Raw genomic sequence first — 10,181 nt, 5'->3', positions numbered from 1 at the left:
GACACCCAACCGGAAGATTCCAGATCAAACCGGCCCTGATCGCGGGGGAAGGTCAATGCGAAGTACTTTGGCCGAGGCACAGGCCACAGAGAGCTCTCGCCACAGAATCATCTTGCTGCAATTTTACGTGTCAAACGCTGAAAAAAGTTCTGTCACGCTACAGCGTGTCAAACGCTGAAAAAAGCTCTGTCACGCTACACCGATTCACACCGGACGGCGCAACAAGGGAAAATCATGGCTGGGGTGGTAGGATTCGAACCTACGATACACGGTACCAAAAACCGCTGCCTTACCACTTGGCTACACCCCAACGGTGAGCGGCTATCTACGCGTGTTGAACTTGGGGTTCAAGAGCCGCCCGCCAAAAAAATGTCGCCCAAAGTGCATTTTTTGGCGGGGTCAGGAACCGGTTCTGATCAGCACCGCGCCGGTGCGTCCTCCGGCCTCGACCTCTTCGTGGGCGGCGGCGGTGTTGGACAGGTCGTACACTGATTGAATCGGGCAATCGAGAGCGCCTTCCTTTAGCGCGCAGGTCAGCTGCGCGATGGTTTGGTTACGGATTTCGGGGGGTTGCAGATAGATGAGAACCATCTCAAGTGTCACGGACTTGAACATCAACGGGTAGAAGGGCAGGGGCGGTGTCGTCGCCTTGGCTGAGCCATAGGCGTTGATACGCCCGTTCTCGGTGATGACAGCCGCATCGGTTTCCGCGTTCCGGCCGAATTCCACTTCGACGATTCGATGTACCGGCTGGCCGTTATTGGCATCGAGAATCTGCTCGGCCAGATCGGGGGTGGTGTAGTCCAGCGCGATATCTGCTCCGGCGGACCGCACCCGGTTCAGGCTGCCGCTGCCGGCGGTGGCGATGACCCGGGCGCCGCCCCATTTGACGAGTTGCACGGCAAGATATCCGACGGTGCCTGCACCGCCCTGGACCAGCACCGTCTGCCCGGCGATGTCGTCGCCCGAGAAAACCGTGTGGCAGGCGGTCAAGCCGGGTATGCCCAGAACCGCGCCGGTTTCCAGCGAGACAGAGTCCGGCAGCCGGACGGCCTGTTCCGATCGTAGCGCGATCTGCTCTGCCGCGGTCCCGAAAGGGCGTTGCCATTGGCCATTCCAAATCCACACCCGCTCTCCGATCCTGCCTTCAGGCACGCCGTCGCCGACGGCGGAGATCACGCCCGACCCGTCGCTATGCGGTACGATCACGGGGTAGGGCGGTTTGGTCACGCCGGGTCGGGCGCCTGCGCGGGCTTTTACATCGGACGGGTTCACGCCAGAGAACGCAACATCGACCAGCACCTCGCCGGGCCCCGGAGTGGGGCTTTCGAGGTCTTCAACCTGCAACACGTCTCGTGCCGCCCCGAATGCGCGATAGGTGATGGCTTTCATTGCGGTGCCTCTGCAAATGCCGTGACGTCCACCCTAGCCGGGTCGGCGGCGAATGCTAGGCTTGATCCTGTAACAGGGAGGATCCGACATGAAGGCGCTGCGCACACCGGACGACCGTTTCGAAGGGCTGAGGGACTATCCTTTTGCGCCGAACTATCTGGAGGTGGACGATGCCGAGGGTGGCACTCTACGGGTCCATTACGTCGATGAAGGTCCGCGTGATGCGGCACCGGTTCTGGTGATGCATGGCGAGCCGAGTTGGTCCTATCTCTATCGCCACATGATCCCACGTTTTGCCGCTGCGGGGCATCGGGTGATTGCGCCGGATCTTGTGGGCTTTGGCAAGTCAGACAAGCCTGCGCAACGCGAGGATTATACCTATGCCCGCCATGTGTTCTGGATGGGCGAGGTTTTGCGCCAGCTTGACCTGACAGACATCACCATAGTGTGCCAGGACTGGGGTGGGCTGATCGGGCTGCGGCTCTGGGCCGAGATGCCCGAACGGTTTGCCCGCGTCGTGGTCGCCAACACGGCGTTGCCGACCGGGGACCAGCCGTTGGGGGAGGCGTTTGCCCTGTGGCGCACATTCAGCCAGGAGGTGCCCGACTTCAACGCGGGCCGGATCGTATATGGCGGGACTGTTTCGAAGCTGTCCGACGAGGAGGTCGCGGCCTACAACGCCCCATTTCCGAATGACAGCTACAAGGCGGGTGCACGGCAGTTTCCGATGTTGGTACCGGACGGGCCGGACGATCCGGCGGCGGAGCCGAACCGGCAGGCGTGGCAAGTGATCCGGGGGCTCGACACGCCGGTGCTGACGGCGTTTGGCGCCGAGGACAAGATCATGGCCGGGATCGACAAGGTGTTTCAGACCCTGTGTCCCGGCGCGACGGGGCAGCCGCATGTGGTGCTGCCGGGGGCGGGTCACTTCCTGCAGGAGGATGTGGGCGAGGCGCTGGCTGATCTGACCAATGATTTCATCGCCCGCACGTCCTGAAACAGGTTCCGATCAGTCGCGTAACTCGGTGGCGTCAACGCCCCACAAGTTGCTCTTGCGGGTCCATCCGCGATAGCCGCCTGCCGATATGCGGCACCAGTCGAGACTGCATTTGCCCAGCCGCGCGACGACTCCCAATTCGAAATGCGCGTTGATTGGCGCGTTCTGATCCGGGCTGGCATAGACCGGCAGCATGTCCTGCTCGACCAGCACGGTGCGGACGCCGGACAGCAGCGCGTAGTGCACCCACCCGCCGGCGCCGTCGCGGTCCTGGACCTTGCGCCAGTTGCCGTATTCGGCGGTGATCTGCAGCGGCATGTCGCGGCGCTTGAACACCCAATCGATTCGATGGGTCAGGGACGGGCCCCGGCGCACATTGCCCTCGGCCGCCTTCATCGAGACATAGCGCGGCAACGGCAGGTTGGTGACCTGACCGCGCTGCGCCTCGGCGCTGGCGGCCTGGACGCAGAAAACGAGAAAGAGAAACGAAACCGCCGCCAGACACTGGCGTTTCACCGATACCGACTGCCTCACTGTCTGTCCGCTCTTATGCCTGTTGACCCGGGTCGGAAAAAAGGCTGCGTCAATTCCGCTTGGGGTTCTTGTGCCCCGCCTGATCCTGCGCCACGATGCCATGGCGCGCGCCTGAATGCAAAGCTGTGGGAGAGCTCAAGTGGCAAGAGAACGTCTGAGTGTTGTCGTTACGCGACGGTTGCCCGAGGCGGTGGAAACGCGGTTGAGCGAGCTTTTCGATGTCGCGCTGCGTGAGGATGACACGCCGATGACGCGCACCGAACTGGTCGCTGCGGTCAAGTCCGCCGATGTGCTGGTGCCGACCGTGACGGATACCATCGACGCGGGTCTGATGGGGCAAGCGGGTGAGCAGTTACGGCTGATCGCCAACTATGGCGCCGGGGTGGACCATATCGACGTGTCCACCGCGCGGCAGCGGGGCATTCTCATCTCGAACACGCCCGGGGTTCTGACCGACGACACGGCGGACATGACCATGGCGCTGATCCTTGCCGTGACCCGCCGCATCCCCGAGGGGCTGTCGATCATGCAGAAAAGCGAGTGGACCGGCTGGGCGCCCACCGCGCTGCTGGGCGGGCGTATCGGCGGGCGACGCCTTGGCATTCTGGGCATGGGCCGCATCGGACAGGCGGTTGCCCGCCGGGCCCGGGCCTTTGGCATGCAGGTGCATTACCACAACCGCCGCCGCCTGCGCCCCGAGGTCGAGGATGAGCTTGAGGCGACTTATTGGGACAGTCTCGATCAGATGGTGGCGCGGATGGATGTGATCTCGGTCAATTGCCCGTCGACGCCCTCGACCTTTCACCTGATGAATGCGCGGCGTCTGAAACTGATGAAACCGTCGGCGGTGATCGTGAATACGTCCCGTGGCGAGGTGATTGACGAAAACGCGCTGACCCGCATGGTCCGCTCGGGCGAGATCGCGGGGGCAGGGCTGGATGTGTACGAACACGGCATCAACGTGAACCCCAGGCTGCGGCAACTGCCCAATGTGGTGCTGCTGCCGCATATGGGCTCGGCCACGCTGGAGGGGCGGATCGAGATGGGCGAAAAGGTGATCATCAACATCAAGACATTTGAGGATGGCCACCGCCCGCCCGATCAGGTTGTGCCCTCGATGTTGTAAATTCAACACCCGGCCATCGCGCCGGGTGTTTTCGTCTCAGAGGGAAAGGCGAAACTCCGCCGGTGGGCTTGCAAGGCTCAACCGTTGATTGTGACCCCCGAGTTCGGCTGGCAGGATCGCCTGAGTTATCAGCAAAAATTTGGGAGGGAAGAATGCGCGTTGGATTGATTTCAGGTCTGCTTTTGTCCGCCATGACCACGGTTGCCCCGGCCTTGGCGCAGGAAACCGCCGACGCGGTGGCACCCGAAGCCGCGGCCACCGGGCAGGTTCAGGCCCTGTCGCCCGAAGCGACGGCGGCGCAAGAGGCCAAGGCCAACGGTCAGCCGGTCGAGGCGCAGAACTGGATGGTTGCTGCCGCCAATCCGCTGGCGGTCGAGGCCGGGGCCAATATCCTGCGCGCAGGTGGCACGGCCGCTGATGCGATGGTTGCAGTGCAGGTCGTTCTGGGGCTGGTCGAGCCGCAATCCTCGGGCCTTGGCGGCGGCGCGTTTCTGGTCTGGTATGATGCAACATCGGGAGAGATGACCACGCTCGATGCCCGCGAAACCGCCCCGCGTGCGGCCACGCCGACGCTATTCCAAGATGAGAGCGGCGAGCCGCTCAAATTCTTCGATGCCGTGGTCGGTGGTCTCTCGGTCGGCACACCCGGCACGCCCGCCCTGCTCGAAGAGGCGCATCGCCGCTGGGGCAGCACGCCTTGGCCGAGCCTCTTTGCCGACGGCATCCGGTTGGCCGAGGGTGGATTCGCGGTCTCGCCCCGTCTGGCGGGTCTGGTCGAAGGCGACGCCGAGCGCCTGTCCCGTTTCCCGGCCACGGCCGAGTATTTCCTGCCCGGCGGCACGCCGCTGGCCGAGGGCGATCTGCTGAAAAACCCGGCCTATGCCGAAACCCTGCGCGTGCTGGCGCAAGAGGGCGCGGCGGGCTTCTATGGCGGCGATATTGCCGCCGGGATCGTCAACACGGTGCGGTCCGCTCCGGGCAATCCGGGCGTTCTGGCCGGGATCGACCTGGCACTCTATCAGGTGATCGAGCGCGAACCCGTTTGCGCCACCTATCGTGCCTTTGAGGTCTGCGGCATGGGGCCGCCATCCTCGGGCGCGCTGACCGTCGGGCAAATCCTCGGCACGCTTAACAGTTACGATCTGGCCGCGCTGGGGGCCGACAGCACCGAAGCCTGGCGGTTGATCGGCGACGCCTCGCGCCTCGCCTTCGCGGACCGGGGCCGCTACATGGCCGACAGCGATTTCGTGCCGGTGCCCACAAGCGGATTGGTCGATCCGGACTATCTGGCCGGGCGTGCGGCGCTGCTGAATGCCGAAGCCGCGCTGGCGGAGGTGTCCGCAGGCAGCCCCGAGTTCGACCACGCCTTGAATTGGGCCGATGACGAATCGATCGAACTGCCCTCGACCTCGCATATCTCGATCGTGGACGCGCAGGGCAACGTCCTGTCGATGACCACCACCATCGAGAACGGTTTCGGCTCACGGCTGATGACCAACGGGTTCCTGCTGAACAACGAACTCACCGATTTCTCGTTCCGCAGCCATTCGGACGGCGTGCCCATCGCCAACCGGATGGAACCGGGCAAGCGCCCGCGCTCGTCGATGAGCCCGACCATCGTGATGCAGGACGGCAAGCCGGTTCTGGCCATCGGCTCGCCCGGGGGCAGCCGGATCATCGGCTACGTGGCCAAGTCGATCATTGCCTGGGCGGATTGGGGCATGGATGTGCAGCAGGCGCTGGCGCTGCCGCATCTGGTCAACCGCTTCGGCACCTATGATGTGGAAGAGGGTACCTCGGCTGCCGACATGGCTGACGCCCTGACGGCGCTGGGATATGAGGTCAATGCTCGCGACCTGACCTCGGGCCTGCACGCCATCGAGATCGGCGACACCCTACGCGGCGGTGCAGATCCCCGGCGTGAAGGCATCGCACTGGGCGAGTGACCGGCCTTGCCCCGGCCTTCGGGCTGGGGCACAACCGGTCCGTCAGGGGAGGGAACGGACATGGTTCAGGCCAGCGCATTGCCACGTAACGAGACCGGTATCGAGACGGTCGTCGGCATTCTGAAACAGCGCTTCGGCGACCTGCTGCAAACCGGCACCTCGATTCGCGAACAGCATGGCCACACGACAACCTGGATTCAGAACCAGTCGCCCGATGCGGTGGTGTTTCCGCACTCGACCGATGAGGTCGCGGAGATCGTCAAAACATGCGCGGCCCACAAAGTGCCCGTCATCCCGTTCGGCACCGGCACGTCGCTTGAAGGGCACGTAAACGCGCCGGCTGGTGGGATCTCCATGGATCTCACTCAGATGAACCGCATCCTTTCCGTGCATGCCGAGGATCTGGATTGCGTAGTCCAGCCTGGCGTGACCCGTGAGGATCTGAACATCCACCTGCGCGATCAGGGCCTGTTCTTTCCCATCGACCCGGGCGCCAACGCCTCGCTGGGCGGCATGGCCGCGACACGCGCCTCGGGCACCAACGCGGTGCGTTATGGCACGATGAAGGACAATATCCTCAGCCTCGAAGCGGTCATGCCCGATGGACAGATCATCCGCACCGGGCAACGGGCCAAGAAATCCTCGGCAGGCTATGACCTGACCCGACTGCTGATCGGGGCCGAGGGCACTTTGGGTATCATCACCGAAATAACCCTCCGCCTTCAGGGCATCCCCGAGGCGATCAGTTCGGCCCGCTGCTCCTTCCCAACAGTCGACGCCGCCTGCCGCGCGGTGATGATGACCATCCAATTCGGCATTCCGGTGGCCCGGATCGAGCTGCTGGACGAACGCTCGGTCAGCGCCGCGAACGCCTATTCCAAACTCGACCTTCCCGAAACGCCCCTGCTGCTGCTGGAGTTCCATGGGTCTGACGCGGGCGTGGTGGAACAGGCCGAAACCTTCGGTCAGATTGCCGAGGAATTCGGCGGCACCGACTTCGCCGCCACCACCTCGACCGAGGAGCGCAACAAGCTCTGGCAGGCGCGCCACGACATGTACTGGGCGTCGCTGCAACTGCGCCCCGGCGCCAGCGGCATCTCGACCGATGTCTGTGTCCCGATCTCACGGTTGGCTGAATGCGTGACCGCCGCGCAGGACAAGGCGGCTGAGCTAAACCTGCTGGCCCCCATCGTGGGCCATGTCGGAGATGGAAACTTCCACACCTTGCTGCTGATCGATATGGAAAATGCCGATGAGGTAGCCAACGCCGAGACCTTCGTCGGCTGGCTCAACGATCTGGCCATCTCGATGGACGGCACCTGCACCGGTGAGCATGGGATCGGGCAGGGCAAGAAACCCTATCTGGAAAAAGAGCTTGGGGCCGCCACGCAGTACATGGCGATGATCAAGGCCGCGCTCGATCCCGACAACATCATGAACCCCGGTAAAATCCTGCCTGGTTGACCCGGGCACCACGACGATCTTCCGGGGCACGGGCCCTGCTTCTTCTTGCCCCAAATACGCATTCCCGGCCAAATGCCGCCGCATAATCGGCGGGTGCGGGGCGCCAAGGTCGGTTTTGCACATTTTTGCGTCGGATGGACTTGGCGGTTCGCGGCGGGCTTGGGCATAAACCTTGCCAAACAGACTCAATCCGGAGAGCGGGCTTATGAAAACCCAAGTCAAAGCACTGGTCGTTGGCGGTGGCGCCGTCGGTACCTCGATTGCCTATCATCTGGCCAAGGCGGGCTGGGACGATGTGATGCTGATCGAGCGCGACGAGCTTACGTCGGGCTCGACTTGGCACGCGGCCGGTCTGCTGCCGCTCTTCAACATGTCCTATGCGACGACTCACATCCACAAATACTCGGTCGACTTCTACAAGACGCTTGAGGAAGAAACTGGTTTGAACGCAGGCTTCGCCGTGGTGGGCAACCTGCGTATGGCGCAGACACAAGAGCGTATGGACGAATACATGCTTTATGCGTCCACCGCTGAGACCTGTGACGTTGCATATGAGTGGCTGACCCCGGAGCAGATCAAGGAACGCTGGCCGCTGATCGAAACCTCGGATCTGAAGGGCGCAATCTACCACACCGAGGACGGCTATATTAACCCTGCCGACGTGACCCAGGCGATGGCCAAGGGTGCCCGTCAGCGCGGTGTTGATATCGTCCGCAAGCTGCAGGCCGACGCCTTCCACTGGAACGGCACCCATTGGGAAGTCACCTGCACCAAGATGGTCGAAAAGGGCGGTAATCTGGTCGAAAGCGACGAGCAGGTGGTGATCACTGCCGAGCATGTCGTGACCGCTTCGGGCAACCACGCGCAGCGCACCGCCAAGATGCTGGGCATCAAGATGCCCGCGATCCCGGTCGAGCACACCTTCATCGTCATGGACAAGGACCCCGAGCTGGTCAAATGGCGCGAAGCGGGCAACCCTGAACACCCCGTTGTCCGCGACGCCGACAACGAATCCTATGCACGCGAAGAACGCGGTGGCTGGATTCTGGGCATCTATGAACACGGCGCGCCTGCGCGCTTTGAACATGGTGTGCCGGACAGCTTTCGCGCGGATCTGTTCCCGTTGGATCTGGACCGGATTGCCGATCAGTACATGGCAATGGCCGAACGCGTCCCGTCTTGTGCTGAATCCGGCCTGAAAGACGATTTCAACGGCCCGATCTGCTACACGCCCGACGGCAACCCGTTGGTTGGCCCGGCACCGGGCCTGCGCAACATGTGGCTGGCCGAAGGCTTCTCGTTCGGGATCACCGCTGCTGGCGGCACCGGCTACTACCTGGCGCAGATGATGGTCGATGGCGAAGCCGAGATCGACATGGCCTCGCTGGACCCCAAGCGTTACTCGTCGAATTGGATGACCACCGAGTTCGCGGCACGCAAGAACGAAGAATGCTACGAACACGTCTACATCCTGCACCACCCAGATGAAGAGCGTGAGGCATGCCGTCCGCTGCGTACCGTGCCGGCGTACGACCGTCAGAAAGCTCGTGGCGCACAGTTCGGTTGGGTCAACGGCTGGGAACGCCCGAACTACTTCGGCCCGCTGGACGCGTCGGACAACTTCGACAAGGAAAGCCGTTCGTTCCGCCGTGGCGGCTGGTGGCAATATGCCGTCGAAGAGGCCAAAGCGATCCGCGAAGGCGTTGGCCTGATCGACGCCTCGGCCTTCACCAAGCATGCCGTCAAAGGCCCCGGTGCCACCCAATTCCTGGACTGGTTCACCTGCAACAAGCTGCCCAAGGTCGGTCGCATCAACCTGACCTACGCGCTGACCTCGCACGGCACCACCCGCACCGAATACACCGTCGTCCGCAACGGCGAGAACAACTACTACATCGTTTCTGCCGGTGCCTGGACCGAATACGACGCCGACTATCTGCGCAAGGCTGCCGAGGACAAGATGGAGGAGTTCGGCTATATCGAGATCCAGGACGTGACCACCCAGTGGGGCGTCTTCGCCATCGCGGGACCCAAATCGCGTGACGTTCTGAAAGAGGTCATCAAGGACGCCGATCCGGAAACCGCGCTGTCCAATAAACGCTTCCCATGGCTGTCGGCCCGTCAGATCGAGCTGGGCATGTGCCCGGTCAACGCGATCCGCGTGGCTTATACCGGTGAGTTGGGCTGGGAACTGCACCATCCGATCGAGATGCAGAACTACCTGTTCGACCTGTTGGAAAAAGCCGGTGAGAAGCATGGCATGAAGCTGGTCGGTGCGCGCGCTCAGAACTGGCTGCGTCAGGAGAAATCCTATCGCGCCTTCGGTACCGAACTGGGCCGCGACGCAACTCCGCTGGAGGCCGACCTGCCGCGCTTTGTTGATCTGTCCAAGGATTTCCAAGGCAAAGCCAAGCTGGAAGAGACCGGCATCCGCGTGAAATGCTGTACCCTGCTGATCGACGGTCCGGACGATGCCGACCCGTGGGGCCGCGAGGCGCTGTACACGCCGGAAGGCGAGCGCGTAGGTCGTCTGACCTCGGGCGGTTACTCGGTGGCGTTCGAGAAATCCATCGGCATGGGTTATGTGAAGCCTGAGCTGGCGGCCGAAGGAACCAAGCTGAAGGTCAAGATGCAGGATAAGCTGTGGGATGCTGTCGTCACCTGCGACAGCCCTTACGATCCCAAGAACGAAACCATCCGCAAGGATGGCTGAGCATCGCCC

7 protein-coding genes and 1 tRNA gene are annotated in these 10,181 nt (G+C 62.9%); 5 read left to right on the top strand and 3 right to left on the bottom strand.

Annotated features, from left to right (window positions below; all coding sequences use genetic code 11):
• Nucleotides 1-235 precede the first annotated feature (235 nt).
• Nucleotides 236-310: transfer RNA gene (locus GOX53_RS07200), tRNA-Gln, on the bottom strand.
• A gap of 89 nt (nt 311-399) precedes the next feature.
• A complete protein-coding gene (locus GOX53_RS07195) occupies nt 400-1,392 on the bottom strand; it encodes an NADPH:quinone reductase (protein ID WP_171174815.1) in 993 nt (330 codons plus the stop codon).
• Nucleotides 1,393-1,480: 88 nt separating this feature from the next.
• Between GOX53_RS07195 and GOX53_RS07190 the strand changes: the two genes are divergently transcribed.
• A complete protein-coding gene (locus GOX53_RS07190; RefSeq protein ID WP_171174813.1) occupies nt 1,481-2,389 on the top strand; it encodes a haloalkane dehalogenase in 909 nt (302 codons plus the stop codon).
• A gap of 12 nt (nt 2,390-2,401) precedes the next feature.
• Here GOX53_RS07190 and GOX53_RS07185 read toward each other — a convergent pair whose 3' ends face one another.
• Nucleotides 2,402-2,923, bottom strand: a complete 522-nt coding sequence (locus GOX53_RS07185) for an SH3 domain-containing protein (RefSeq protein ID WP_371810263.1) — start codon at nt 2,921-2,923, stop codon at nt 2,402-2,404.
• Nucleotides 2,924-3,062: 139 nt separating this feature from the next.
• Here GOX53_RS07185 and GOX53_RS07180 point away from each other — a divergent pair, with 139 nt between their 5' ends.
• The 4 genes from GOX53_RS07180 (at nt 3,063) to GOX53_RS07165 (ending at nt 10,172) form a co-directional block, all read left to right on the top strand.
• Nucleotides 3,063-4,049, top strand: a complete 987-nt coding sequence (locus tag GOX53_RS07180) for a D-glycerate dehydrogenase (RefSeq protein ID WP_171174812.1) — start codon at nt 3,063-3,065, stop codon at nt 4,047-4,049.
• Nucleotides 4,050-4,201: 152 nt separating this feature from the next.
• A complete protein-coding gene (ggt, locus tag GOX53_RS07175) occupies nt 4,202-5,995 on the top strand; it encodes a gamma-glutamyltransferase (RefSeq protein ID WP_171174810.1) in 1,794 nt (597 codons plus the stop codon).
• A 60-nt stretch (nt 5,996-6,055) separates the two neighbouring features.
• Nucleotides 6,056-7,459: an FAD-binding oxidoreductase gene (locus GOX53_RS07170; RefSeq protein WP_171174808.1), complete on the top strand. Its 1,404-nt coding sequence runs from the start codon at nt 6,056-6,058 to the stop codon at nt 7,457-7,459.
• A gap of 205 nt (nt 7,460-7,664) precedes the next feature.
• On the top strand, nt 7,665-10,172 hold the full coding sequence (locus GOX53_RS07165) for an FAD-dependent oxidoreductase (RefSeq protein WP_171174806.1): 2,508 nt from the start codon (nt 7,665-7,667) through the stop codon (nt 10,170-10,172).
• Nucleotides 10,173-10,181: the final 9 nt, after the last annotated feature.

It is taken from the genome of Ruegeria sp. HKCCD8929 (genome assembly GCF_013031405.1).
GTDB lineage: Bacteria > Pseudomonadota > Alphaproteobacteria > Rhodobacterales > Rhodobacteraceae > Ruegeria.
The sequence above is the reverse complement of the archived record's forward strand: the minus strand, read 5'-3'. Positions and strand labels throughout refer to the sequence as shown.

Bases quoted from the DNA above. Each gene is read 5' to 3' on its own strand.
- GOX53_RS07195 (WP_171174815.1), bottom strand. From the start codon at position 1,392: ATGAAAGCCATCACCTATCGCGCATTCGGGGCGGCACGAGACGTGTTG.
- GOX53_RS07190 (WP_171174813.1), top strand. From the start codon at position 1,481: ATGAAGGCGCTGCGCACACCGGACGACCGTTTCGAAGGGCTGAGGGAC.
- ggt (WP_171174810.1), top strand. From the start codon at position 4,202: ATGCGCGTTGGATTGATTTCAGGTCTGCTTTTGTCCGCCATGACCACG.
- GOX53_RS07170 (WP_171174808.1), top strand. From the start codon at position 6,056: ATGGTTCAGGCCAGCGCATTGCCACGTAACGAGACCGGTATCGAGACG.
- GOX53_RS07165 (WP_171174806.1), top strand. From the start codon at position 7,665: ATGAAAACCCAAGTCAAAGCACTGGTCGTTGGCGGTGGCGCCGTCGGT.